Source organism: Citrobacter sp. MNAZ 1397, from assembly GCF_023613995.1.
Taxonomy (GTDB): domain Bacteria; phylum Pseudomonadota; class Gammaproteobacteria; order Enterobacterales; family Enterobacteriaceae; genus Phytobacter; species Phytobacter ursingii.
The window spans coordinates 1,092,679-1,117,940 of the sequence record NZ_JAKIVH010000001.1; the positions used below are offsets into that span (position 1 = coordinate 1,092,679).

Consider the following 25,262-nt stretch of genomic DNA (forward strand, 5'->3'; position numbering starts at 1 on the left):
CTTCTCAACGGGGCGTACGCGCTGTTTACCCCATCAACATCCACGTGGCGGGAATGGCGGCGATCAGCAGCAGACCAATCAGCACTCTTTCCCGACGTTTAAGCAGACTGGCTATGTCATGCGTGCGGCGTGCATAGATAAAGACCAGCAGGCCAGGCGCATAGAGCACAACCGACAACAGCAAATGCATCGGACCGGATGCATACAGTAACCATAAGCCATAGAGGCAGGCGCCGATAGCGACGGCGCGGTGCAACGGGCGACGAGAGATTTTCAGTAAGAATGCCCCGACCAGCAAATAAGGAACCAGAATCATCTCGGACGCAATGGTCAACAGCGTATTGTAATCAGAACCTGTGAGCCAGATCAGCACCAGCGAGACCTGCACGCTGATATTGGTTAACCACAACGATGCCTCCGGGGCATTATTCTTGTTTTGGCGGGCAAAAAGGCGTGGAAACGCCTGATGGGTGGCGGCCAGTAGCGGCACTTCCGCAGCCATGATCGTCCAGCTCAGATAGGCGCCGCAGACCGAAACAATCAGCCCTGCAGCGATGACCACATCGCCCCAGGATCCCATCAGCCTGACCATCAGGCCGGCCATGGATGGGTTACGCATTGCCGCCAGTTCCGGGCGCGGTATTACCCCCAGAGACAGCAATGTCACCAACAAATAGACACCGAGGGCAGCCAGCACTGCCAGCAGGGTGGCGCGTCCCACATCGCGCTTGTCGCGCGCGCGCGCAGAAACGACCACGGCGCCTTCAACCCCGATAAACACCCAAAGGGTAATGAGCATGGTGTTTTTCACCTGCTCCCATACGGGTACCCCGAGTGCGATACCGGAGAAATCCAGGCTAAACGTATCGTAATGGAAGGCGATTGCCGCCAGCACAATAAACAGACCAAGCGGTACCAGTTTGGCGAGTGTCGCGGCGAGATTAATGCTGGCCGCCGTCTGCACGCCGCGCAGCACTAATGCGTGAACAAACCACAGCAGCAGGGAGGCGCCGACAATCGCCTGCCAGGTATTACCGTCGCCAAAGAAGCGCAGCTCTGGCGTATCGGTAAAGAAACTTAGCGCAGAGAAGACAATCACCAGATATGAGACGTTGGCGATCACCGCGCAAAGCCAGTAGCCCCAGGCGGAACAAAAACCAATAAGTTCGCCGAAACCTTCCCGGGCATAAGTGAAAATACCGCCGTCCAGATCCGGGCGAAGACGCGTCAGGATAAGCATGGCGAAGGCGAGCAGTAATATCCCCGCGCCGGTAATAGCCCAACCAATCAATAACGCGGCTGGGCTGGCGATTTCCGCCATATTTTGCGGAAGGCTGAAAACGCCTGCGCCGAGCATTGAGCTTAATACCAGCGCAGTTAAAGCGCTCAGGCCAAGTTTCTTTTCCATGGGTATCCTGTTATGAACGGACTCAATCCAGAATAATTATTTCGCATATGCGCATAAAAATGGTGGATATCACTGAGGCGCGGGATTTTACGGAGAGTCGTTATGGCATGCAATGCGTGACGGGTGAATTTCGTGAAAAAAATAAAAAAGGCGACCTGGGCCGCCTTTAAGGTGAAGGGGAGACTTATTTGTACAAATCAGCGCTGACGGTGATATTGCTACCATTTTCCTGCCACTGGCGGGTGATGTGGTAGTACTTGGCGCCTTTCGCCGCGGCACGTTTAGCGACTTGATAAGAGATCTCGGTCAGGTTGCCGTAGTTACCGGTGAAGGTGACACTGTCAAACGGAATCATTTGCGCAGCAGTGATTTTATTCACTTCTTCGATTTTTTTACCATCAGGCAATGTGACAGTGTAACGGTTTGAGGTTGAGGATTGTGTTTCGAAGAAACGACCCACCTCAGCGCTCGGCGCAGCGGTAGTGGCGACGCCTGGAATTTCTACTTTTTTGGCTTCTTCACCGCCTTTCGCTAATGCCGCGCGGCCTGCTTCGGAATCACGTGGGATAGCATCCGGGCTCTGCAGTACGCGTTTTTTGGCATCGGCTTTATAGATATAGGCCGTAATCAACTGGTTGCCGCCTTCGTTGGCATCCACCTGACGGACGATATAGAAAGAGGCAGCCCCTTTCGCTTTCGCCGCTTTGGTGATGGCATCGTTTACTTCCGGCTGGGAGCGATAGAATCCCTGCACCGTCACGGTATCGAACGGTTCCAGCTCAATGGCCTGGGTCTTCGGCAGCTCAGTAACGCCATTGATGACGCGCAGTTTTGGCGCATCGGCTTTCGGTGCATCGGCTTTATACAGGTCCGTGGTGACACGCTGGTTGCCGCTCTCACCATAATCGGAGGTATCTACAACATAAAACGAGGCCGCGCCTTCTTTATCAGCACGGTTCGACGCGGCTTTAACGGCATCGCCAATAGAGTTAAAGCGACCGGTGATAACAACGCGATCGTAGGGCTTCAATGCTGACGCTTGCTCCGGCGTTAACTCTGTCGCTGCGTTGACTGACAGGGCCGTAACGGACAAAAGTGCTGACGCCAGGAGGGTGTACTTAAGCTTCATAAAAATGATCCTTCGCCTTGCGCAAACCAGATACTGGTGTTGTTGTTGACTTAAAAACGTCGCTGATTATTGCATTTAATCAACACGACTGTCTGCGTCATTTTTCACTGAGTGTGCTACACGCCAGACGTTTTACGATAACGTTTAATGATATGTTGAAAAAACAGGCTGTTGACCAGCAAAAGTCATAAAGCATATGAGTTTTATAAGTTAATACATTGTTAAAATAGCGATGTGCGCTGGAGATTAATCGTGTTTTGCCGCTTCGCCTGAGCGGAATATCGGCTTGTTTAAATGAATTAAAGGGAAATAACCCTGTCAGCTCCGCTACCTGCCCGGTTTTCGCAGATAAAAACAGAATTTCTGTTTTCTGACGGTAGATCACAGGCGTTATTTTCAGTAGGTTATAGAAAGTTTGTTACTGTTTTATTTTCCGGGATGCAGTCTGTTTATTTATCTCTGGCAGGCAACGTAATGCCCGGGCATCACTGACAAACCATCATCTAAAATCGATGGAAGGGAAAACTATGCGTATTGGTGTACCAAAAGAACGGTTGGCCAATGAAACCCGCGTTGCGGCGACGCCGAAAACGGTAGAGCAATTGCTTAAATTGGGTTTCACCGTCGCGATTGAAAGCGGCGCGGGCAAACTGGCAAGCTTCGATGACAACGCGTTTACCCAGGCTGGCGCAACCGTGGTGGACGAAAATAATGTCTGGCACTCTGACGTTATCCTCAAGGTGAATGCACCGACCGATGAAGAAATAGCCTTGCTTAATCCGGGCACGACATTAGTCAGCTTTATCTGGCCTGCGCAAAATGCGCCGCTGATGGAAAAACTGGCTGCCCGTAATATTACCGTCATGGCGATGGATTCTGTGCCGCGTATTTCTCGCGCTCAGGCGCTGGATGCATTGAGCTCCATGGCGAACATTGCTGGCTATCGCGCTATTGTGGAAGCCGCCCATGAATTTGGCCGTTTCTTTACCGGGCAGATCACTGCCGCAGGTAAAGTCCCGCCAGCGAAAGTGATGGTCATTGGCGCAGGTGTTGCCGGTCTGGCCGCAATTGGTGCCGCGAATAGCCTCGGGGCGATTGTTCGCGCGTTTGATACCCGTCCAGAAGTGAAGGAACAGGTCCAGAGTATGGGCGCTGAGTTCCTGGAGCTGGATTTCAAAGAAGAAGCCGGTAGCGGCGACGGCTACGCGAAAGTGATGTCCGAAGCGTTTATCAAAGCGGAAATGGAACTCTTTGCCGCGCAGGCAAAAGACGTTGATATCATCGTCACCACCGCATTGATTCCGGGCAAACCGGCGCCGAAACTGATTACCCGCGAGATGGTGGATTCCATGAAATCCGGCAGCGTGGTGGTCGACCTGGCGGCGCAAAACGGCGGAAACTGTGAATACACCGTGGCGAACGAAGTCGTTACCACGCCGAACGGCGTTAAAATCATTGGTTATACTGACCTGCCGGGTCGTCTGCCGACGCAGTCTTCTCAGCTTTACGGTACCAACCTCGTCAACCTGCTGAAACTGCTGTGCAAGGAAAAAGACGGCAATGTGACGGTAGATTTCGAGGACGTTGTCGTGCGCGGCGTGACCGTGATTCGCGATGGCGAAGTCACCTGGCCGGCTCCACCGATTCAGGTCTCCGCGCAACCGCAGGCTGCGGCAAAAGCGGCGCCTGCCGCTGCGAAAGAAGAGGCTAAACCCACATCGCCATGGCTGAAATACGGCATCATGGCGCTGGTCATTATCCTCTTCGGCTGGCTGGCCGACGTTGCGCCTAAAGAGTTTCTTGGTCACTTCACCGTGTTTGCATTGGCCTGCGTGGTGGGTTACTACGTAGTGTGGAACGTCTCCCATGCCTTGCATACCCCGCTTATGTCGGTAACCAACGCCATCTCCGGCATTATCGTCGTTGGCGCGCTCTTACAAATCGGCCATGGTGGCTGGGTCAGCTTCTTAAGCTTTATCGCCGTACTGATTGCCAGCATTAATATTTTTGGTGGTTTCACCGTCACTCAGCGCATGCTGAAAATGTTCCGGAAGAACTAAGGGGTAGCACATGTCTGGAGGATTAGTTACAGCTGCATACATTGTTGCCGCGATCCTGTTTATTTTCAGCCTGGCAGGGCTATCGAAACACGAGACGTCCCAGCAGGGTAACCGTTTTGGCGTTGCCGGGATGGCGATTGCGCTGATTGCCACGATTTTCGGGCCGGACACCGGCAACGTGGCGTGGATTATCGTTGCGATGATCATCGGTGGTGCAATCGGTATTCGCCTGGCGCGTAAAGTTGAAATGACCGAGATGCCTGAGCTGGTCGCCGTGTTGCACAGCTTTGTAGGTCTGGCCGCGGTGCTGGTTGGCTTTAACAGCTACCTGTACCACGAACCGGGCATGGAGCCGATCCTGGTCAACATTCACCTGACCGAAGTGTTCCTGGGCATCTTTATTGGTGCGGTCACCTTCACCGGTTCTATCGTGGCGTTCGGTAAGTTGTGCGGCAAGATCTCCTCAAAACCGCTGATGCTGCCAAACCGTCACAAATTGAACCTTGCGGCGCTGGTGGTCTCTTTCATACTGCTGGTTATCTTTGTTCGTACAGAAAGCGTGGGCCTGCAGTCTCTCGCGCTGCTGGTAATGACAGCCATTGCGCTGGTATTCGGCTGGCATCTGGTGGCCTCTATCGGCGGTGCTGACATGCCGGTTGTGGTCTCAATGCTGAACTCCTATTCCGGTTGGGCGGCAGCGGCGGCTGGTTTTATGCTGAGCAACGACCTGCTGATCGTCACCGGTGCGCTGGTGGGCTCTTCGGGTGCGATCCTCTCTTACATCATGTGTAAGGCGATGAACCGTTCCTTTATCAGCGTTATCGCCGGTGGCTTTGGTACCGACGGCTCCTCAACGGGCGCCGATGAAGAAGTGGGCGAGCACCGCGAGATCAACGCCGAAGAGACGGCTGAAATGCTGAAAAACTCGCACTCAGTCATCATCACCCCAGGCTACGGTATGGCGGTAGCGCAGGCGCAGTATCCGGTGGCCGAAATTACCGAGAAACTGCGTGCGCGCGGCGTGAAAGTGCGCTTCGGTATCCACCCGGTAGCGGGCCGTTTGCCGGGACACATGAACGTACTGCTTGCAGAAGCGAAAGTACCGTATGACATCGTGCTGGAAATGGACGAAATCAACGATGACTTCGCCGATACCGACACCGTACTGGTTATTGGTGCGAATGACACCGTTAACCCGGCGGCGCAGGACGATCCGAAGAGCCCAATCGCAGGTATGCCTGTTCTGGAAGTATGGAAAGCGCAGAACGTTATCGTGTTCAAACGCTCCATGAATACCGGTTATGCAGGGGTACAGAATCCACTGTTCTTTAAAGAGAATACCCAGATGCTGTTTGGCGATGCCAAAGCCAGCGTGGATGCGATTCTGAAAGCGCTGTAACGCGCCGCGCTTATCTCAACCGCTCTTCGGAGCGGTTTTTTTTTGTCTGCGTCTATACTTTTTCTCTTCACGGTTATGACGAGGGAAAGAATGGAATTTTTATCACGTTTTGATTTGATATCTTTAATGATGACGCCATCGTTCTGGATTGCTGTCTTCACGGTCGTCATCATTACGATATTGGCTTACTGGCTGCTTAACCGTTTACTGCGTATCGTCGGTAAAGGCGTTCAGAGCTGGGGCGATAAGCATCACAGCACGCAGAAAATGCGTCTGGTGCTCAATGACATGTTAGTCAGAACCAGTAAGGTGCTGCTCTTTATCGCCGCCTTTCTATTTAGCCTGCGTTTTGTTGAACTCCCCACTACTCTTTCCGCGACAATCAGTCATGCCTGGTTTCTGGTGCTCGCCATTCAAATGGCGCTCTGGTTTGATCAGGGGATTATTTCCTGGCTGCACCAACTGCGTTATGAACCCGGCATGCACAAAAATCCGGTGACGCTGGTCATTACCGGCTTGCTGCTACGGATGCTGATTTGGACCGTTATGCTGTTGTCGATTCTGGCGAATGCCGGGGTGAACATTACCGCGCTGGTGGCCAGTCTCGGCGTCGGCGGCATCGCCATCGCCCTGGCGGTACAGACTATCCTCAGCGATGTCTTCGCCTCGTTGTCGATTGGTTTTGATAAGCCTTTTGAGATTGGGGACTTCGTGGTGTTTAACGATGTCGCCGGGACTGTTGAGCATATCGGTCTTAAGACCACGCGCATACGCAGTTTGAGCGGTGAGCAAATTGTCTGTGGTAACGCGATTCTTCTGCAACAGACGCTGCATAACTATAAGCGTATGCAAACCCGACGTATCGTTTTTACTTTCGGTGTTGCCTTGTCAACGCCGCCGGACAAACTCCGCCAGATAGGTGAAATGATAAAAACCATCATCAATGACGTCGGGGAAACTAAATTCGACCGCGCCCATTTTCTTGGCTTCGGCACCGATCGACTTAACTTTGAAGTCGTACATATCGTCAATACGGCAGATTACAATAAATATATGGATATCCAGCAGGAGATTAATATTCGCATTATGGAGCAACTGGCGGCGAATGACGTGCAGTTGGCACTGCCTACAACCGTTGTGAAAGGGCCATGGCCTGCTGGCGTGCCGGATGCCGACAGCCAGCAAGAGACGATGACCGGGACGCGCAGTTAAAACACACTCACCCGGCATACCTTACTGACATATGCGCGCCGCCTGACGGTGGATTACCCTGGCGCGCAGTATGTCGTAGACCCAGTTAAACGCCATGGTGTAAGGAAGAAAGAAGAGGAAAAAGCCGATTTCCAGTAAGAAAGCCTCAACCAGCCCAATGCCAAGCGTCAGCGAGGCTATCGTCACGCCAATGATGATAAAACCACCTTCAAAGCCCAGCGCATGCCAGGCACGAACCTTCGCGGTGCGGGTCAGGCGATGAACGGGCCAAAGCCGGTCAAACAGTGCGTTATAAATCACGTTCCAGATCATCGCCGCAGTGGCCAGCAGCAATGTCAGTCCCCCCATCTCCAGCACCGGACGCTGCATTATCCAGGCGCTGGCCGGGGCGCAAATAGCGGTGGCAATCGCTTCGAAGCTCACTGCGTGAAAAATGCGCTCGGCCAGGCTTCGGCGCTGTACGGCATGTTGTTGCATGATTTCGGGTCCTCTTTGTCGTTCGACGGGTTTACTGAGAGGATTTTTATCGTTTTATGAGATAAATTAAAGATAGATACCATCGACTAAATAGATACATCATGCGCTACTCTCCGGAAGCTCTCACTGCCTTTGTTGAAACCGTTGCCTCTGGCTCTTTTTCTGCCGCGGCGCGGAAACTGCGGAAAAGCCAGTCCACTATCAGTACCGCTATCGCTCATCTGGAAGCCGACTTAGGCGTGACGCTCTTTGATCGTTCAGCCCGTCATCCGGTGCTGACGCCAGAAGGGATGCGGGCGCTCAGCTACGTGCAGGCCATTCTCGCCGCCAGCGATAAACTGGATGAGCTGGCAGTCTGGCTGGTGGGGGAAACGGAAACGCGGCTGACGTTCATACTTTCCGATACGCTGAACCCGGATACACTGGCGGATCTGTTGGGGGAGTTCGACAAGCGCTATCCGCATACTGAATTCGAATGTCTGATTGGCGAAAACGAGGATGTTATCGATCTGCTGCAAAAGGGACGCGCGCAGTTAGGCTTAACGGAAGCCCGTGATACCTATCCGACGGACATCGGTGCGATGCGCCTGCCAATGCAGAGTCGCATGGATATTTACGTGGCGCGTGGGCATCCGCTGGCACAGCAGGGCAGCGTCTCTGAGGAGCAGTTACGTACCTGGCGTGAGTTGCGGCTTAATACCTATCTGGAAAACCGTAATATGCCTGCGCGCGGCCCTGTATGGTCAGCGCCGAGCTATCTGCTATTACTCAGCATGGCTGAGCAGGGGTTTGGCTGGTGCGCATTACCCTGCGCGTTGGTGGATGAGTTTTCCGGGGCGAAAAAATTGACGCGTGTCGATGTGCCGGGGTGGCCGCAAAGTATCCTTATTGACCTGCTGTGGAATAAAAAGCAGCCGCCAGGCGTTGCCGGGAGCTGGCTGCGGCACTATTTGCAGCACTGGCGAGGTAAGCAATAAAAGAAAACGCCCGCGAGTGGCGGGCGTTATGCTGTGGGCTGCGGTTAATCGTCTTCTTCGTCGTCCAGTTCAATCGGACTCTGATAGTCGTCAGGTTTGATGACCAGCAGATCGCAACGCAGGTGATCGATCACCTGTTCAGCGGTATTCCCGAGGAAAGCGGCGGAGATCCCGGTGCGTCCAACAGTACCCAGCACGACGATCCCTGCCTGCAAATGTTCCGCCAGATCCGGAATGACTTCTTCCGGCAGACCTTTATTTACATGGGTTACTTTTTCATCAATACCGAATTTCTGCCGTAAGGCTTTCATGGCAATCAGATGTTGGCCGCGAATCGCGTCGTTATAGACGCTCGGGTCAAACTCCGGCAGTTCAATGGCAATGTTAATTGGGGTGACCGGATAAGCGCCGACCAGATGCACTTCAGTGTGGTTGACCTGTTCAGCCAGATGCAGGGTCTCTTTCACCAGTTTTTCATTCAGCGCATTGTGATATTGCTCTTCGCTGGCAAGATTGACCGCCACCAGCGCTTTACCGCCTTCAGGCCACGGCTGGTCTTTCACCATCCAAACCGGGCAAGGACATTTACGCAGCAGATGCCAGTCGGTGGGGGTGAAGATAACCGATTCCAGTTTGTCATGCTGGTGGGCCATTTTCAGCAGCAAGTCGTGACCACCTGATATCACTTCCTGAATGATGGCCTCGAAGGGACGGTTATGCCATACCACTTTAATATCAATAGGAACGCCAGCATCCACATAGTACTTCGCCTGTTCACGTATCCAGGCCGTACGCTGGCTGATCACGCCTTGTCTCATGGCTGTGCGTTCGTCAGGGGACAGAAGGGTGGTCATTTCGTAAGAGAAATCATAGATCGGCAGGAATGCTTTAATCCGGCCGCCAATCCGTTGATGTAAATACACGGCACGTCGTAATGCGGGCTGATCGTCCTGGTTAGGATCGATGGCGACCAGCATATTTTGATACTTAGCCATACAGGGTCTCCTTACATCTGTCACCACAGTCTGTAATTACAAGATAACCTATAAGTACTGAATGAAACAGGGAAAACCTTTTGCCAGATCAATAAATCATAAAAATTTAAGTGCCCGGCAAAAGGTCAAAAGGAGGGGGTAAAATCAGGCGACGTTACGCGAATGTCCGGCAAGCTGTGCCAGGATATCGCTGTTCTCGATAGTGATATATTTGCCTTTCACCGCGAGCATTCCGCTCTTCTGGAAACGACCCAGCAGACGGCTGATGGTTTCTACAGTCAGGCCTAAATAGTTACCGATATCGCCACGTGTCATGGTCAGGCGGAATTCACGGGGAGAGAATCCTCGCTGGGCGAAACGCCGCGACAGGTTATAGATAAACGCGGCCAGGCGCTCCTCGGCGTTCTTTTTCGACAATAACAGGATCATGTCCTGATCGCCTTTGATCTCGCCGCTCATCAGGCGCATCATCTGCTGGCGCAGGTTCGGCATTTTGCCTGACAGATCATCCAGCGTTTCGAACGGGATTTCACAAACCATTGATGTTTCCAGCGCCTGAGCAAAGCTCGGGTGGTGGCCTGTGCCGATGGCGTCAAAGCCCACCAGATCACCCGCCAGATGAAAACCGGTGATTTGCTCGTCACCCTGTTCAGTGATGGTGTAGCTCTTGATCGTGCCGGAACGAATAGCGTAAAGCGATTTCAGTTCATCCCCGGCTTTAAACAGAGTCTGACCTTTCTGGATGGGCTTTTTGCGCTCAATGATATTGTCGAGCTGATCGAGCTCGTGTTCATTGAGTGTGAAGGGGATGCAGAGCTGGCTAATACTGCAATCCTGGCAATGGATTGCACATCCGCCAGACTGAATGCGTCGTATAATTCGCTTTTCCGGGATCATAGGTCTGCTCAAGCCGTAATTGATTTTAGTCAATTTTATCATCTTTTTCTTGAACGCGTAAGCCTGGCGAAACGTCAATTCAGTAGAATTAAAACAGGTATCAGAAACGATGAAACAGGTGAGCAAACCATCTTATTGATATTCCATCGTTTCAGTAAGGCTTTTATCACAGAATCCCGTGAAAAAGAGCACAAAGAGCCCTTTTTTTTCACAATAGCAAGTAACCTTCATGGCGCAATAACCACTCTTTACGCTGTACGCCACCGGCATATCCAGTCAGGGTTCCGTTGCGACCAATTACCCTGTGGCAGGGAACCACAATACTGACCGGGTTTGAACCGTTCGCGGCACCTACCGCGCGCGCGGCGCCGACGCGACCCAGCATCTCCGCTAACTGACCATAGTGCATGACATGGCCGCACGGGATCTCGCGTAGCGTTTTCCAGACTTCGCGTTGAAAGGGGGTACCCGCCGTGGCGGTTGGCAGGGTGTCTATTACCGCCAGATCGCCTTCAAAATAGTCCAGAAGTTTGCGGCTTAACCCACCAGGGTTGGTGGCAGGGCGGCGTGTATAACCTTCCTTGCGATAATGAATATTCAGCAGTTCAACCATGCGATCGCTATGCTCTTCCCACTCAACCGCGCGCAAATGGAATGTTTCATCGCACAGGACCCACAGTGGGCCCAGCGGGGTGGCAATTTTATCCTCAAGTAGCGTAAGCATCGGCAATCCTTTCTCAAACATCGCAGCAAAACGGGGGGAATTGCGCAATTTAACACGATCGAGAATGTGGCTCTATACCCCCCTGGAGGTGCAATAAATCAGGCAAAATCGGGAAAGGCTAACAATTATTCATGGAATATATTGCTATCACTATGGGAAATGTGTGGTTATCCAATAGATGATATATTCTCCATTATCGAGAAAATAAAAAAATAGAGCCTGCCGACATCCGTCAGGCTCTACAGTACACACAGCAACGCGTCCGTTCGATAATTATTTTAAACTTCATCCTTGCGCGGTAAATACAGTTATAGTTCTGCTGTTGGATATTTCCAGTTGAAATGGTGATTAGTTTCACGATAATTTAACTTAAATTCTGGATATTAATGACAGTAAACTTCTAGTTAAGCGAGGTTAAATAGCGAGCGAAATTAATTTCGATAATTGCTTCAAATATCACATTAATTGCTACCCGTTAAATGAATATCAGGCATTGTGGCATGCTGCCGCGCCCGCTATAGTAAGCCCCTCTGATGTAGCGGGAGGACTAAACCATGAACCCTGATGACAAATCACTGTTTCTTGACGCCATGGAGGATGTCCAGCCACTTAAGCGCTGTGCCGATGTTCACTGGCATCCGGCCCGAAATACGCGTGCACCACAGCATATCGACACGTTGCAGCTTGATAATTTCCTGACCACCGGATTCCTCGATATTTTGCCCCTTGATACACCGCTGGAATTTCGCCGCGAAGGGCTGCAAACCGGGGTGATTGATAAACTTCGCACCGGCAAGTATTCCCAGCAGGCCAGCCTTAGCCTGTTACGCCAGCCCGTTGAGCAGTGCCGACAGTTGCTATTCCGCTTTGTGCATCAGGCGCGGCAGGATGGATTGCGTAATCTTCTGATAATCCATGGAAAAGGGCGGGAAGATAATTCCCATGCCAATATTGTTCGCAGTTATCTTGCCCGCTGGTTGACCGAATTTGACGATGTTCAGGCATTTTGCGCTGCGCAACCACGGCATGGCGGCAACGGCGCATGCTATGTATCGCTGCGAAAATCGGCAGAGGCGAAGCAAGAAAACTGGGAGCGTCACGCCAAGCGTAGCCGTTGAACGGCGGTTACTCCACTAATGGCACATCCTCTATCCGGGTCGTCCATGCCGGGGAGAGCAGGTAGCGTTTCATTGACCAGGTCGGGGCAACGCCCTGGCCTGCAAACCACATTTTATTGCCTTTTTCGTTCATGCGATCCATTACGTACATCAATGCCTGACTATTTGGTCGGGGGGCATACTCATCGAATAAATTAAGTTGTGCTACGCCTTGACTAAAGAAGTCTCCTAATATAACACCCGCTTTTTGATATCGCGGGCCTTGCTTCCAGATAATATCCAGGCTACGCGTTGCCGCGGCAATAATATCTCTGGTGTCTTGCGTGGGGGTAAGCAGCGTAATTCCTGCACTCTTACTGTAATAAGGTTCATCAGGGTCGTGCGGGCTACTTTTTATAAAAGCGCCGATATATCGGCAATATTGATGCTGGGCACGCAATTTTTCTGCTGCTCTGGCCGCCCAGGTACTGATCCCCTCACGGACTGAGGAATAATCGCTAATTCGCTGACCAAAAGATCGCGAACTAATAATTTCATGCTTTGCTGGCGAGAATTCCTGAAAACCGAGGCATGGCTCACCACGTAGCTCGCGAACGGTTCTTTCCAGTACCACGCTGAAGTTTTTACGAATAAACCATAAATCACATTTTGCCAGCTCCAGCACAGTGGTGATATTCATGGTGTTTAGCTTTTTTGTCAGACGCCGACCAATACCCCAGACCTCCTCCACGGGGACGGATGCCATCAACCGTTGTTGACTGGCAGGGGTTGAGAGATCCACCACGCCGCCGCTCTGCGCCTGCCATCTTTTGGCCGCGTAATTTGCCAGCTTCGCCAGCGTTTTCGTCGGTGCGATGCCCACACCCACGGTCAGCATGGTGCGTTGATAAACAGTATCGCGAATATATTTGCCGAAGCGCTTGAGGTGGGGAATACCGGAAAGATCCACAAATGCTTCATCAATACTGTATTGATCCACCCGCGGGCAAATTTCTTCCAACGTACTCATCACCCGATGGCTCATGTCGCCATAGAGGGCGTAGTTGCTGCTGAATACCGCCACACCATGGCGCTGTAACAGATCTTTTTGTTTGAAATAAGGCTCTGCCATGCCAATGCCCAGCGCTTTCGCCTCGGCAGAGCGGGACACAATGCAGCCATCATTGTTTGAAAGCACTACGACCGGTTTACCACTCAGATCTGGCCGCCAGACGGTTTCGCAACTGGTGTAGAAGGAGTTAACGTCAACAAGGGCAAACATAGCGATCTGACCTCTTCCATAAATACTGTTTTTATATACAGTACTTCTGGTCAGAGAAATGATCAAGGACTTGTTCGCCTGGACGCCAGGCGCATGAAATAAAAGGGCCGCAGGCAACGCGTCAATCCCTCTCATCAACCCCGACAATTAACAGGTCTGGCCTGAGTCACCATAAAGTTAATGCCTGCCGTGTCGATATATATTGGGCAACTTTGCCTCTTCCCTGGACCCATAATATGCTCAAAAATATACGTGTCATCACCGGCATCATCATTGCCTTGTCGGTATTTTGTCTGCTTCAGCTCGTTACCGGCGGACTTTTCTACTCCGCTGTTAATAATGACAGAGTGAACTTTCAGAATACGGGCATCCTTAGCGCACAGCAGGAAAATCTTGGCGATAGCGTCAATACGCTGATTAAAACACGCGTCACCGTTACCCGTGTGGCGATCCGCTTTTTAAAAAATCAACGCGATCCGGCATCGCTTGCCAGTATCGATAAACTGCTTACGACGGCCTCTGAATCTCTGAGCAAGGCCGAAGGGTACTTTAACAACTATAAAAATACGCCGCCCGTGGCAGGCCAGGATGCCGCGTTAGCCAACGAAGTTTCGCAAAACATCACCAAAATGCACGACGTGTTGCAGCAGTCCATCACCTTCCTGCGGGCAAACAACTACGAAGCCTATGGCAATCTGGATGCTCAACAGGCGCAGGATGATATGGACGCCAGCTATGCGAAATGGCGCAACGAAAACAACACCTTCCTGCAGGCAGCCGCCCGGGAAAACCAGAGCAGCTTTACCAGCATGCAGTGGACCCTTGGCGTGATTCTGCTGGTGGTGATCGCGGTCATGACCGTAATCTGGCTGGGGCTGCAACATCTGCTGCTTAAACCACTGCACAGTGTGATGGGACATATTCGCGCTGTTGCCGATGGTGACCTGACACAGCCGATCTCCGCAGAAGGCCGTAATGAGATGAGCCAACTGACCAGTAGCCTGCATGACATGCAATCCTCGCTGGTCAGAACCGTGAGCGCGGTGCGTAACAGTTCCGATTCGATATATACCGGTGCGAGCGAAATCTCTGCCGGTAACAACGATCTCTCTTCCCGCACTGAACAACAGGCCGCGTCACTCGAAGAGACCGCCGCCAGTATGGAACAATTGACTGCGACGGTGAAACAAAACACCGATAACGCCCGTCAGGCTTCAAACCTGGCGAAAAATGCCTCCGACACCGCCGCACGCGGCGGCCGTGTGGTAAGCGATGTGGTACGTACCATGAGCGAGATCTCCAGCAGTTCTCAGCAGATAGCGCAGATAACCAGCGTGATCGACGCCATTGCCTTCCAGACCAATATCCTCGCGCTGAACGCCGCGGTTGAAGCCGCGCGTGCCGGTGAGCAGGGGCGCGGGTTTGCGGTGGTCGCAGGGGAAGTTCGCACACTGGCTAGTCGCAGTGCGCAGGCGGCAAAAGAGATCAAAACGCTAATAGAGAACTCCGTCAACCGCGTCAACTCTGGCACTTCGTTGGTGGCAGAAGCCGGTAATACCATGCAAGAGATCGTCAATGCCGTGACGCGCGTAACCGATATTATGGGCGAAATCGCCTCCGCATCGGACGAGCAGAGCAAAGGCATTGAGCAGGTGAGCCTCGCGGTATCGCAAATGGACAGCGTTACCCAGCAGAACGCCTCGCTGGTGCAGGAGTCCGCTGCGGCCTCAGCAGCACTGGAAGAGCAAGCTGAACAACTGCGTCAGGCCGTCGCGGTCTTCCGCGTAAATGGTCACAGCACGCTGTTGCAAAGTAAGCCCGGTAAACCAACCATCGCGCCGCGCACGACCGTTACCGCCGCCGCACCTGCTGTTGGCGACGGCAACTGGGAAACGTTCTGAGTTTACCCGGTCAGATGACTTGCCGTTATTCCCTCTCTTTGAAGGAGAGGGAAATCAACGGGGCTGTTCTGCTCCCCCGCCTCCGTGGGGGACAGGCTGAAAATAACAAACCGCACTTCACGCCTGTTTTAAATCCCGCAACACCGCCAGTAAATGTTGTGTCGATATATCATTTTCCCCCTCTCTCCAGGCTAATCCTAACTCCCGCCACAATGTTGGCTTGAGGGGACGAACCGCAATGCGCTTATCACGGGAGTCTGGCGTACCCGATTCAAGCGGTAACAGCGTGGCGCCATAACCTGCGCCTACCAGACTTTTTATCGCATCGTTGTAATCAAGTTTAATTCGCGGCGTAGGGCGGTGTCCCGTTTTGGCAAACCAATGGTTTGTCAGTTGTGATAAGTGGGTACCAGAACCGTTGAGGATCAGCGGTTTTTCAATCAACCATTGAGGCGACACCACATCCGGTATTTCCCAGTTGGCAGGCAGAAAAGCGACAACCGGATCCCGCCGCCAGGTATCGATTTCCAGACCATTACCCCGCAGTTGTGGGAGCGCAACAATCCCAATATCGAGTGAACCGGATTTCAGTTGCTCAAGGGTCTGCTGAGACGTGAGCACGGTAATCTGCACATCAATATTCGGATGGAGCCGAGCCAGTTTTTCAATTGCCTGCGGCAGAAGATTGGCGATAGCGCCTGTTGAGGCGCCCAGTCGGACCTGCCCGGTCAGACCCTGCGCCTGACGCGAGATATCCTCAAGCACATAAGCGGCATCCGCCAGTAACCGACGCGCATGCGTGACCAGCTTTTCGCCAATCGCCGTTGGTCTGACGTTGCCACGGGTACGGGAAAGTAGTGTCGCCCCTATACGATTTTCGAGTTCGGAAATATGCAGACTGACCGTTGGGGGAGACAAGTGCAGTCGTCCGGCGGCCTCATTGAAAGAGCGGGTATCGGCAATGGTTATCAGTGTGCGTAACTGATCAAGGTTAATCTCACGCATCAACATACCTCAGAAAAACTGAATTTCACGTAAATATAATTCAACTTTACCTATTCTTAACACGGGCACAATATCCATGTCATGAAATTCTATCCGTGACCAGGAGTGACAATGACAAACGTATTTATTGATGGTGAGCAGGGCACAACAGGCTTACAGATACATGACCGACTGCGCGGTCGTGCAGACATCACTCTGATGACGCTTCCTGTTTCACAGCGTAAACACACGCGCCTGCGCGCAGAGATGCTCAACAGCTGCGATATCGCTATTCTGTGCTTACCTGATGAGGCTGCTCGCGAGGCGGTGGCGATGGTGAAAAATCCGCACGTGCGGGTTATCGATGCCAGTTCAGCCCACCGGGTCACGCCCGGCTGGACTTACGGTTTTCCTGAGATGAGCGCCGGCCAGCCCGATCGTATCAGGGCGTCAACGCGCATCACGAACCCTGGCTGTTACCCTACGGGAGCGATTGGTCTCCTGCTGCCGTTGGTCAATGCCGGACTGTTGCCCGCCGATTATCCCCTTTCTGTTCATGCTGTTTCTGGCTATTCGGGCGGGGGAAGGGCGGCGATAGCGCAGTACGAAGGCGAACAGGCAGATGCGGCACCTGCGCTCCAGGTCTATGGTCTGGCTCTCAGACACAAGCATGTTCCGGAGATGACGCGCTACGCCGGGCTCTCTGTTCCGCCCGTCTTTATGCCCGCTTACGGTGGGTATCGTCAGGGGATTGTAGTGAGTGTGCCGTTACAGCAACGCTTACTGACTAAAAACGCCAGCGCTTATGCGATACATGCTTGCCTGACAGAGCATTACCGCCATAGCAAGCATGTCAGGGTGCGGCCCGGGATGACAGCCGGCGATGCAGATCGGATCAACCCGGAGCGTCTGAACGGCACGAATGATATGGAGCTTGGCGTATTTGCAAACCCCGAAAATGGACAAATACTGCTGACAGCGGTCTTCGATAACCTCGGCAAAGGGGCTTCGGGCGCTGCCGTGCAAAATCTCAATCTGCTGATCGGTGCCGACTAACACGCAGCCATCAAACCGGGCTTTTATGCCCGGCATCTGCTCCTGGTCGGCGGGTAAGCCGATCATGAAGATGGCTCATGTTGTAATGAAATTAACTCGCTTTTACTCATCCGATGGCTCTGGCATAAATATTTAACATTAACTTATTGATAACATGAAAACGACGACTGAGAAACCAGAGCGCCTGGTAACTCAATGAAGGGATAAGGTTTTCATGTCAGACATCCGGGTGCAAAATCGCGATGAATAAAGATTTCACGTTTACCATTAAGCGCAGTCGCTTCGACGAAAATTATAACCCCGCGGCAAATACGCGCATTACGACTAACTTTGCCAATCTGGCCAGAGGCGATAACCGACAGGAAAACCTGCGCAATACATTAGTGATGATCGATAATCGCTTTAATGCCCTGGCTCACTGGGATAATCCCAAAAGCGATCGGTATTCGGTCGAACTTGAAATTATCTCCGCAGAGATGACGATTAGCGCTAAAGAGGGTATTGCATTCCCGGCCATTGAAATCCTGGAAACGCATATTGTAGATAAGAAAACCAATGAACGTATTGCGGGAATTGTCGGAAATAACTTCTCTTCATACGTGCGAGATTATGACTTTAGCGTATTGTTATTAGAACATAATAAAGACCAGGCTCGGTTTAGTCTTCCTGACAATTTTGGCGATTTGCATGGCAATATCTTCAAACATTTCGTCAACTCCAGTGCCTACAAAGCAAACTTTAAAAAGTCACCGGTCATCTGCCTGAGCGTGTCCAGCAAAGACATTTATCAGCGCACGGGCAATCAACACCCTGTATTGGGTATTGAATACCAGCCCAACGGTACATCGCTGACGGAGCAGTATTTCAACAAAATGGGCCTGCAGGTTCGCTATTTCATGCCGCAAAACAGCGTTGCGCCGCTGGCCTTTTATTTTTCGGGTGATTTACTGCGTGATTACACCAGCCTTGAGCTGATCAGTACCATCAGTACGATGGAGACATTTCAGAAGATTTATCGTCCTGAAATTTACAATGCTAATGCTGTCGCCGGTCATTATTATCAGCCAGACCTGAATCATCAGGACCATTCATTAACCAAAATTGTCTATGACCGGGAAGAGCGCAGCCAGTTGGCAATCGAGCAGGGTAAGTTTACTGAAGAGCACTTTATCAAACCCTACAAAAATATTCTTGAGCAATGGTCTGCTAACTACGCTCTCTAATTAATCGAGACTAAAAGGTCATTTATTATGAAAACATTGCTCCCCACGTCAACTGCGGGCAGTTTGCCGAAACCGTCCTGGCTGGCCGAGCCAGAAAAATTGTGGTCCCCCTGGAAATTACACAATGAAGAGTTAATTGAGGGGAAAAAAGATGCCCTCAGTTTATCTCTCTACGATCAACTGCGGGCAGGGATTGATATCGTCAGTGATGGTGAACAAACGCGCCAGCATTTTGTGACAACGTTTATCGAACACCTCAGCGGTGTTGATTTTGAAAAACGTGAGACCGTCAGAATTCGTAATCGCTATGAGGCGAGCGTGCCGACCGTGGTGGGTGAGGTAGCGCGTCAACAACCGGTTTTTGTTGAAGATGCCAGATTCTTACGGCAACTGACTAAACAGCCGATTAAATGGGCGCTGCCCGGGCCGATGACGATGATCGATACGCTCTACGATGCCCATTACAAAAGCCGCGAAAAACTGGCCTGGGAATTTGCCAAAATCCTCAATCAGGAAGCAAAAGAATTAGAGGCGGCGGGTGTTGATATTATCCAGTTTGATGAACCTGCCTTTAATGTATTCTTTGACGAGGTCAATGACTGGGGTGTCGCCGCATTAGAAAGAGCCATTGAAGGGCTGAAATGCGAAACGGCGGTACACATCTGCTACGGCTATGGCATTAAAGCCAATACTGACTGGAAAAAGACGCTGGGCTCCGAGTGGCGGCAGTACGAAGAGGCGTTTCCGAAGTTGCAGACGTCAAATATCGATATTATCTCGCTGGAATGCCATAACTCGCGCGTACCTATGGATCTGCTGGAACTGATTCGCGGTAAGAAAGTGATGGTGGGGGCGATTGACGTGGCAACGTCTGCTATTGAGACGCCTGAAGAGGTCGCCAGTACGCTGCGCAAAGCCCTGCAATTTGTTGATGCTGATAAGCTTTATCCTTCGACTAACTGTGGCATGACGCCTTTATCGCGTCGGGTCGCCAATGGTAAGCTCAATGCCTTAAGCGCAGGGGCGGAAATCATCCGCCGTGAACTGTCGGGCAAATAACGTTACCCGTCAGGGACGTTTTACACGTGCAGTCCGGTCCGGTGGGGGATCAATCGTTTTTTTGTCTGAATAGCCGGACTGCATGTTATCTGAGATTGCCGTTAACATGGATGAAGCACGGCGACTGCTTACCTCCAGTTGCATAACAAAATAAATATCTCGTATATAATATATTTTCCTCATCTGCCTGTAATTAACAACAAGCTTGCTGCGATTTAATTTTTTGCATGTTATACCCTGGCGATAAAAACGTGTTTTATATGTAAAATCCCCTCTCAAGATTAAAGTGTAAAAAAATAATTTAATACCACTTAATATTGAGTAAGCATTCCTTAACTGAAATTTTTACTGTTGCCGATATAAAGATAAGCATTCCAGCGCCGATAAAAATAAAACCGCATTTGCGCTGATGAGGCTGAACATGACCATTCTTAAGAAACTGACATTAATATTTATTTTTTCAATTGTGATAATGATCACCCTTGGTGGACTTAGCCTGAAAGCGCTCAATAACGCACAAGACCGGTTCGAATATGTGACAACAAATAGTATGCCGAGCATCAGTAAACTCAGTGAAGCTCTGCTACACAGGGAAGAGGCGAGGCGTCAGATTCTCATGTCATTGTTGGTAAATGACAAAGAAGTGTTTGAAAAACATATCGCTACGGCGACCAGTGAGTTAAATAAAGTTCAAAGCATATTGAATGAATATCAATCAAAACTCGTTTCAGACCAACATGATGGTGAATTAATTAAAAAAACCATCCGCACGTTTGAAGAATATAAAGCAAAAGTGGCTGACATGAAAAATGTCTATGAGAAAGACGGTCTTGATGCCGCCAGATTACTGGTATCTGACGGGGGCGCAACGGCCATCGCTTCTGTAGCGCTTAGCGCGGCGATACAAGAAATGCTGGAGTATAATTATAAAATCGCTGTTAATTATGCCGAAGACAACCATAATCAGTATCATGAAACTGTGTGGTTCCTGAGTATTATAATTATTTCTGCGGTTGCAGTTATCACCCTTTTCTCATGGCAAATTTTGACATATCTGAAAAAAGGATTACGCACCCTTCAGGAAAGCATGGCCACTATCAGTGAGACGCTGAATCTTACCCTTCGCTTAAACATTGATAAAAATGATGAGCTTGGTATGACAGCAAAAAGTTTTAATGGGCTGGTTGAGAAAATCAGAGGGGCATTAGCAAGCGTAAAAGATGCCAGCAAAGAAGTCGATACCGCGGCGAATGAAATAGCCATGAGTAACGACGATCTCTCTTCACGAACTGAATCCCAGGCCTCTTCTCTGGAGGAGACGGCGGCAAGTATGAATGAGCTGTCAGTTACCGTGAGTCATAATATGGATAACGCCAAACAAGCGAATGCGTTTATTGGGCAAGTCCAGTCGATAGTCAATGAAAGCCATCAGGAACTGGGCGCTCTGAAAGGCTCTATTGACGATATTTCCTTATCTTCAAGCAAGATTGCAGAAATTACATCCATCATTGACGGCATCGCTTTTCAAACCAATATCCTTGCGCTTAACGCAGCAGTGGAAGCGGCTCGTGCCGGGGAGCAGGGGAAAGGGTTCGCCGTCGTGGCAGGCGAAGTGCGTTCGTTATCTCAGCGTTCTTCCGTCGCCGCCCGCGATATTCGCGACTTAATTGAAGAGGCGCTGAAAAATATTAATAAAGGCGTGGTGTATGCAGCCAGTGTCACCACGAAGATGAATAATGCCCTGGGCATGGTAGATGAAACGACACAGCTCATTAACCAGGTGAATCACTCTTCCAGCGAGCAGAGCCATGGCATCGAACAGGTCAACATTGCCGTAAGCCAGATGGAAGGTAACTTGCAGCAAAATGCGGCGATGGTAGAACAGATGGCCACCGCAGCAAACTCGTTAAGTCAGCAGGCTGGCACACTCTTACGTGAAGTGGAAGCATTCCACTTATAAGGGCGTCTGATCGACGATTTATTAATAGCAGACCTGCGTTATGCTCGTGTCGTGCCAGACGCTGATAAAGACACGGAGCAGGCCTGCTTAGCGGATATCAGGCCGGAATGGCTGACTATAAATCAATCACCAGTTCTCCGGAGTGGCTCCGCGAGCAGCACAGCGCGACATGTTGTGCGGCCGCGGATTTCTCTGCGGGTGATTGCACGGTATCCCGGTGATCGACAACACCCTCGAGAACCGGCGTCAGGCAGGCTCCGCAGATCCCCATTTCGCAGGAAAGCGGCACTGCCACGCCATTATCCTGCAGCACCTGCGCGATGCTCTTGTTGGCCGGTACGGGCCACTTCTCCCCGCTGGACGCCAGGGTAATCGTAAAGGTGGCTTCATTCTGTGCAGTCGACGTCGGGGTAACGGGCGCAAAGGCTTCGCTGTGGATATGCGTCTGCGCCCAGCCTTTTTTCACCGCAGCGTCCCTGACTGCCGCCATAAACCCCACTGGCCCACAGGTGTAAATGCGCTCTCCGCCGTCGGGAGCTGGAAGGAGGGTCGCCAGCGTCTGACGCGGGCTATCACCCTCAGCAGAACAATGCACCACGCAAATGCCATGTCTGAGTGGCCGGGAGAGCTCGCGCAAAAATGCGGCCTCTTCCCGACGCTTGACGAAGTAGTGCAGGACATATGGCGTACCTGCGGCTTCCCGTTGCAGCAACATTGCATACAAAGGGGTGATGCCTATCCCGGCCGCCAGCAGCAGAACCGGGCCATCGTCGTGCAGGGCGAACAGGTTGCGCGGCGCGGAAATCATCAGCCTCTGGCCGGGGCGAAGCGTCTGGTGAACATAGCGTGAACCGCCACGCGATGCGTTCTCCTGCGCCACGCAAATAAGGTAGCTCTCCGCTCTACTTTCGCCGGTCAGGGAATACTGGCGGATCAGGCCGCAGGGCAGATGGACATCAATGTGGGCACCCGGCTCCCAACCGGGGAGCGGTTCTTGACTGGCGCTAACCAGTCGCACGGCCAGACTCTTGTCACCCTGGCGCCACAGCCCGTCAACCACCACGTTCAGCATCTCGTTCATGGGACACCTCATACCAGGAAAAACTCGCCAAAGCCCATTTTTTTCAGGCCACGGCGATAGGCAATTGAACTTCTGTCTGCCGGAATATGGGCTTCCAGCGTCAGATCCAGCGGCAATCTTTCCGGACGCTGGGTTTCCACCATCAGACGATCTTCTTCAAATACGCGCAGATTAAAGGCATGGACATCCTCGATTGGGACATGCAGGTCGAAATTGCGCGCGATAGGTGCGAACATGCGGGTCACACGCGAAGAAACCGGCGATGCGGCATTCATAATCACCAGCCGCGCTTCGCCGGGAAAATGGATCGTCAGCGTAGCGGTAAAGGGCAGATGCATTTCAAAATGACGCAGCCACTGAAAACCCTCCGGTGCCTGATGTTGAGAACTCGCCGGATAATTGCCTACCGAACTCCAGTAATCGGCGATAAACCCGAACTCGGTTTCCTGCGGGTTATAATCGGGGACGACCTGGTTACTGGCATCGGCAAAGGTTGCCGTGTGGATCCAGGCAAAATGGGCAACATCCAAAAAGCCTTCTACCTGCCGTCCGGCAAAACCGTTCACTTCAAAGGCCGGGCAGTTAATCTGCTGAAACCCAGCGTCATCCCAGTGGGGCATGGTTGGCAGCGGTTGGGGGTTTTCCGCGTCAAACGCCAGGCATGTCCAGATCAGGCCGTAGCGCTCTTCAACCGCATAAGTTAGCAGGTTGAGCTTTGCCGGGACCGCCTGGCCGGGGCTGGAGGGGATGCGGTTGCAGCGCCCATCCTCACCGAAACGCAGCCCGTGGTAGGGACAGACGATCCCTTCGTCATCGTGAAAACCAAGCGTCAGCGGCACACCGCGATGCGGGCAGACATCACGGGCGACCACCACCTGACCTTTCACGCGATAAATCACCAACTGCTCATCAAGCAGCGTGGCCTTCACCGGCGCGGCGCCAATGTCACAGGCGCGGGCGACCGGGTGCCAGCATTGCGCCAGCCGTAACCAGTCCTCCGGTTCGAAGGTGCAATGGGCGGGTGGGGTGGGGAGTACTGTTTTCATGGTCATCCTTCCTGCTCACAGAAAAGCAATTGTTTAATTGTTGTAACTTTATTGTTGTCATATTAGGGTGTGCACATCCATCACCATTAATTCACACCCCCGTTGCAAAAAACTGTACAGGTGCTGCATGAGTCCCTTTTCACGTTTCGCCGTCTATTTCGCCGAAGTTGCCCGTAGTGGCAGTCTGCGACGCGCCGCAGAAAAATTGCATATCTCCCCGTCAGCCATTAACCGGCAGATCCTGCAGGCTGAGGAGGCGTTCGGTACACCGTTGTTTGAACGGCTTCCGGAAGGCTTACGCATGACCACTGCGGGGGAATTGCTCTACGACAACCTGCTGCGCTGGCGAAAGGAGTTTCAGCTTACCCGGCAGAAATTTGATGAGTTGCAGGGGCTAAAACGCGGCACGGTCAGCGTGGGGATGGTGCAGGCGCTGGCGGAGGGGAGTTTTGCCAGCGCGCTGGCCGATATTATTAGCGGGCAATCCTGGCTGGAGCTGGTGTTGCAGGTGGCGGATAGCCATACCGTCAGCCAGAAGGTGCGGCAGGCCGATCTCGATTTTGGCTTGATCCTCGATCCGGAAGGTCAAACGGGGCTGAACGTGCTGGCATTTGCTGAACTGGAGATGGGGGTTGTGATGCGCCCGGATCATGAAATGGCCCAGGCATCGGTATTGTCGCTGGGTGAGCTGAGCGATGCGCGTCATATTCTGCCCGGCGCCCCGCTGATTGTGCATGATCGGGTAGGCATGCTCTATCGGCACTACGATCTGGCGCCGACGAACACCATCAATTGCAACGATATCCGGCTTATCAAATCGCTGGTGTTAAAAGGTAGCGGCGTCACGGTGCTGAGCCTGCTGGATGTACTTGACGAAGTGAAAAGCGGGCAACTGGCGTTTGTCCCGCTGCGTAACAAACTGTTGCGTCCACTGACGCTGGCGCTGTGCACCGCGCCGTCGCGTCAGCTTTCCCGCCCGGCGCAAATGGTTATCCAGAAACTGACCACGGTGATGGAGGAGATGCAGATTCTGCACCCGCCATTGGTCTGATCCCCGGTGGCGCTGTCGCTTACCGGGGCTACGGGGTATCGCTGTCTGCGGGAGAGTAGCCCGGACAAGGCGTCGCGCGCCGCCGCCGGGAAGGCTCCCCGGTGGCGCTGTCGCTTACCGGGGCTACGGGGCATTGCTGTCTGCGGGAGAGTAGCCCGGACAAGGCGCCGTGCGCCGCCGCCGGGGAGGCTCCCCGGTGGCGCTGTCGCTTACCGGGGCTACGGGGTATCGCTGTCTGCGGGAG

General features: G+C 52.2%; 21 protein-coding genes. 11 read left to right on the top strand and 10 right to left on the bottom strand.

All coding sequences use genetic code 11. From position 1 onward, the window contains the following. Positions 1-25: 25 nt before the first annotated feature. Together L2097_RS05055 and ydgH are read right to left on the bottom strand one after the other, a co-directional pair. Positions 26-1,408 carry an amino acid permease gene (locus L2097_RS05055; RefSeq protein ID WP_250352250.1) on the bottom strand — a complete coding sequence of 461 codons (1,383 nt, stop codon included), beginning with the start codon at positions 1,406-1,408 and terminating at the stop codon, positions 26-28. 184 nt (positions 1,409-1,592) lie between these two features. Further along, positions 1,593-2,537: a DUF1471 family protein YdgH gene (gene ydgH, locus L2097_RS05060; RefSeq protein WP_250352251.1), complete on the bottom strand. Its 945-nt coding sequence runs from the start codon at positions 2,535-2,537 to the stop codon at positions 1,593-1,595. A 527-nt stretch (positions 2,538-3,064) separates the two neighbouring features. On the opposite strand from ydgH, the gene pntA reads away from it, so the two are divergent. The 3 genes from pntA (at position 3,065) to L2097_RS05075 (ending at position 7,208) form a co-directional block, all read left to right on the top strand. Then, entirely contained in the window at positions 3,065-4,597 is a 1,533-nt protein-coding gene (pntA, locus tag L2097_RS05065; protein ID WP_047370071.1) for a Re/Si-specific NAD(P)(+) transhydrogenase subunit alpha, read from the top strand. Positions 4,598-4,607: 10 nt separating this feature from the next. After that, positions 4,608-5,996, top strand: a complete 1,389-nt coding sequence (pntB, locus tag L2097_RS05070) for a Re/Si-specific NAD(P)(+) transhydrogenase subunit beta (protein ID WP_047370072.1) — start codon at positions 4,608-4,610, stop codon at positions 5,994-5,996. 90 nt (positions 5,997-6,086) lie between these two features. Beyond that, on the top strand, positions 6,087-7,208 hold the full coding sequence (locus L2097_RS05075; protein WP_047370073.1) for a mechanosensitive ion channel family protein: 1,122 nt from the start codon (positions 6,087-6,089) through the stop codon (positions 7,206-7,208). A gap of 21 nt (positions 7,209-7,229) precedes the next feature. Here L2097_RS05075 and L2097_RS05080 read toward each other — a convergent pair whose 3' ends face one another. Next, the gene (locus L2097_RS05080) at positions 7,230-7,685 is read right to left on the bottom strand and encodes a multidrug/biocide efflux PACE transporter (RefSeq protein WP_250352252.1); all 456 of its coding nucleotides are present in this window, start codon (positions 7,683-7,685) and stop codon (positions 7,230-7,232) included. Between the two features lie 101 nt (positions 7,686-7,786). Here L2097_RS05080 and L2097_RS05085 point away from each other — a divergent pair, with 101 nt between their 5' ends. Beyond that, complete coding sequence (locus L2097_RS05085) at positions 7,787-8,662, top strand: LysR family transcriptional regulator (protein ID WP_047370075.1); 876 nt, start codon at positions 7,787-7,789, stop codon at positions 8,660-8,662. A 44-nt stretch (positions 8,663-8,706) separates the two neighbouring features. On the opposite strand, the gene uspE is transcribed toward L2097_RS05085, so the two are convergent. The 3 genes from uspE to ogt form a co-directional block, all read right to left on the bottom strand. Next, positions 8,707-9,657: a universal stress protein UspE gene (uspE, locus tag L2097_RS05090; RefSeq protein ID WP_047370076.1), complete on the bottom strand. Its 951-nt coding sequence runs from the start codon at positions 9,655-9,657 to the stop codon at positions 8,707-8,709. Between the two features lie 144 nt (positions 9,658-9,801). Continuing rightward, entirely contained in the window at positions 9,802-10,554 is a 753-nt protein-coding gene (gene fnr / locus L2097_RS05095; protein ID WP_061495443.1) for a fumarate/nitrate reduction transcriptional regulator Fnr, read from the bottom strand. A gap of 208 nt (positions 10,555-10,762) precedes the next feature. Continuing rightward, positions 10,763-11,278, bottom strand: a complete 516-nt coding sequence (gene ogt, locus L2097_RS05100; RefSeq protein WP_047370077.1) for a methylated-DNA--[protein]-cysteine S-methyltransferase — start codon at positions 11,276-11,278, stop codon at positions 10,763-10,765. A gap of 554 nt (positions 11,279-11,832) precedes the next feature. On the opposite strand from ogt, the gene smrA reads away from it, so the two are divergent. After that, positions 11,833-12,396: a DNA endonuclease SmrA gene (smrA, locus tag L2097_RS05105; protein ID WP_142518237.1), complete on the top strand. Its 564-nt coding sequence runs from the start codon at positions 11,833-11,835 to the stop codon at positions 12,394-12,396. 7 nt (positions 12,397-12,403) lie between these two features. On the opposite strand, the gene umuC is transcribed toward smrA, so the two are convergent. Then, positions 12,404-13,657, bottom strand: a complete 1,254-nt coding sequence (umuC, locus tag L2097_RS05110; RefSeq protein WP_047370079.1) for a translesion error-prone DNA polymerase V subunit UmuC — start codon at positions 13,655-13,657, stop codon at positions 12,404-12,406. A 236-nt stretch (positions 13,658-13,893) separates the two neighbouring features. Here umuC and tcp point away from each other — a divergent pair, with 236 nt between their 5' ends. Continuing rightward, positions 13,894-15,558: a methyl-accepting chemotaxis citrate transducer gene (gene tcp / locus L2097_RS05115; RefSeq protein WP_047370080.1), complete on the top strand. Its 1,665-nt coding sequence runs from the start codon at positions 13,894-13,896 to the stop codon at positions 15,556-15,558. A gap of 117 nt (positions 15,559-15,675) precedes the next feature. Here tcp and L2097_RS05120 read toward each other — a convergent pair whose 3' ends face one another. Next, positions 15,676-16,563 carry a LysR family transcriptional regulator gene (locus L2097_RS05120; protein WP_250352253.1) on the bottom strand — a complete coding sequence of 296 codons (888 nt, stop codon included), beginning with the start codon at positions 16,561-16,563 and terminating at the stop codon, positions 15,676-15,678. A gap of 111 nt (positions 16,564-16,674) precedes the next feature. Here L2097_RS05120 and argC point away from each other — a divergent pair, with 111 nt between their 5' ends. The 4 genes from argC to L2097_RS05140 all read left to right on the top strand — a co-directional run bounded on the left by argC (position 16,675) and on the right by L2097_RS05140 (position 21,840). Next, complete coding sequence (gene argC / locus L2097_RS05125; RefSeq protein WP_250352254.1) at positions 16,675-17,598, top strand: N-acetyl-gamma-glutamyl-phosphate reductase; 924 nt, start codon at positions 16,675-16,677, stop codon at positions 17,596-17,598. Positions 17,599-17,840: 242 nt separating this feature from the next. Further along, entirely contained in the window at positions 17,841-18,821 is a 981-nt protein-coding gene (locus L2097_RS05130; RefSeq protein ID WP_250352255.1) for a DUF1852 domain-containing protein, read from the top strand. A 27-nt stretch (positions 18,822-18,848) separates the two neighbouring features. Then, positions 18,849-19,880: a methionine synthase gene (locus L2097_RS05135; protein ID WP_103279229.1), complete on the top strand. Its 1,032-nt coding sequence runs from the start codon at positions 18,849-18,851 to the stop codon at positions 19,878-19,880. A gap of 421 nt (positions 19,881-20,301) precedes the next feature. Further along, positions 20,302-21,840 carry a methyl-accepting chemotaxis protein gene (locus L2097_RS05140; RefSeq protein WP_250352256.1) on the top strand — a complete coding sequence of 513 codons (1,539 nt, stop codon included), beginning with the start codon at positions 20,302-20,304 and terminating at the stop codon, positions 21,838-21,840. Positions 21,841-21,955: 115 nt separating this feature from the next. Here L2097_RS05140 and L2097_RS05145 read toward each other — a convergent pair whose 3' ends face one another. Beyond that, a complete protein-coding gene (locus L2097_RS05145; protein ID WP_250352257.1) occupies positions 21,956-22,921 on the bottom strand; it encodes a PDR/VanB family oxidoreductase in 966 nt (321 codons plus the stop codon). 8 nt (positions 22,922-22,929) lie between these two features. Beyond that, entirely contained in the window at positions 22,930-23,967 is a 1,038-nt protein-coding gene (gene hpxD / locus L2097_RS05150) for a molybdenum cofactor-independent xanthine hydroxylase subunit HpxD (protein WP_250352258.1), read from the bottom strand. Positions 23,968-24,094: 127 nt separating this feature from the next. Between hpxD and hpxR the strand changes: the two genes are divergently transcribed. After that, positions 24,095-25,018 carry a LysR family hpxDE operon transcriptional regulator HpxR gene (hpxR, locus tag L2097_RS05155; RefSeq protein ID WP_250352259.1) on the top strand — a complete coding sequence of 308 codons (924 nt, stop codon included), beginning with the start codon at positions 24,095-24,097 and terminating at the stop codon, positions 25,016-25,018. Positions 25,019-25,262 lie beyond the last annotated feature (244 nt).

Bases quoted from the DNA above. Each gene is read 5' to 3' on its own strand.
- L2097_RS05055 (WP_250352250.1), bottom strand. From the start codon at position 1,408: ATGGAAAAGAAACTTGGCCTGAGCGCTTTAACTGCGCTGGTATTAAGC.
- ydgH (WP_250352251.1), bottom strand. From the start codon at position 2,537: ATGAAGCTTAAGTACACCCTCCTGGCGTCAGCACTTTTGTCCGTTACG.
- pntA (WP_047370071.1), top strand. From the start codon at position 3,065: ATGCGTATTGGTGTACCAAAAGAACGGTTGGCCAATGAAACCCGCGTT.
- pntB (WP_047370072.1), top strand. From the start codon at position 4,608: ATGTCTGGAGGATTAGTTACAGCTGCATACATTGTTGCCGCGATCCTG.
- L2097_RS05075 (WP_047370073.1), top strand. From the start codon at position 6,087: ATGGAATTTTTATCACGTTTTGATTTGATATCTTTAATGATGACGCCA.
- L2097_RS05080 (WP_250352252.1), bottom strand. From the start codon at position 7,685: ATGCAACAACATGCCGTACAGCGCCGAAGCCTGGCCGAGCGCATTTTT.
- L2097_RS05085 (WP_047370075.1), top strand. From the start codon at position 7,787: ATGCGCTACTCTCCGGAAGCTCTCACTGCCTTTGTTGAAACCGTTGCC.
- uspE (WP_047370076.1), bottom strand. From the start codon at position 9,657: ATGGCTAAGTATCAAAATATGCTGGTCGCCATCGATCCTAACCAGGAC.
- fnr (WP_061495443.1), bottom strand. From the start codon at position 10,554: ATGATCCCGGAAAAGCGAATTATACGACGCATTCAGTCTGGCGGATGT.
- ogt (WP_047370077.1), bottom strand. From the start codon at position 11,278: ATGCTTACGCTACTTGAGGATAAAATTGCCACCCCGCTGGGCCCACTG.
- smrA (WP_142518237.1), top strand. From the start codon at position 11,833: ATGAACCCTGATGACAAATCACTGTTTCTTGACGCCATGGAGGATGTC.
- umuC (WP_047370079.1), bottom strand. From the start codon at position 13,657: ATGTTTGCCCTTGTTGACGTTAACTCCTTCTACACCAGTTGCGAAACC.
- tcp (WP_047370080.1), top strand. From the start codon at position 13,894: ATGCTCAAAAATATACGTGTCATCACCGGCATCATCATTGCCTTGTCG.
- L2097_RS05120 (WP_250352253.1), bottom strand. From the start codon at position 16,563: ATGCGTGAGATTAACCTTGATCAGTTACGCACACTGATAACCATTGCC.
- argC (WP_250352254.1), top strand. From the start codon at position 16,675: ATGACAAACGTATTTATTGATGGTGAGCAGGGCACAACAGGCTTACAG.
- L2097_RS05130 (WP_250352255.1), top strand. From the start codon at position 17,841: ATGAATAAAGATTTCACGTTTACCATTAAGCGCAGTCGCTTCGACGAA.
- L2097_RS05135 (WP_103279229.1), top strand. From the start codon at position 18,849: ATGAAAACATTGCTCCCCACGTCAACTGCGGGCAGTTTGCCGAAACCG.
- L2097_RS05140 (WP_250352256.1), top strand. From the start codon at position 20,302: ATGACCATTCTTAAGAAACTGACATTAATATTTATTTTTTCAATTGTG.
- L2097_RS05145 (WP_250352257.1), bottom strand. From the start codon at position 22,921: ATGAACGAGATGCTGAACGTGGTGGTTGACGGGCTGTGGCGCCAGGGT.
- hpxD (WP_250352258.1), bottom strand. From the start codon at position 23,967: ATGAAAACAGTACTCCCCACCCCACCCGCCCATTGCACCTTCGAACCG.
- hpxR (WP_250352259.1), top strand. From the start codon at position 24,095: ATGAGTCCCTTTTCACGTTTCGCCGTCTATTTCGCCGAAGTTGCCCGT.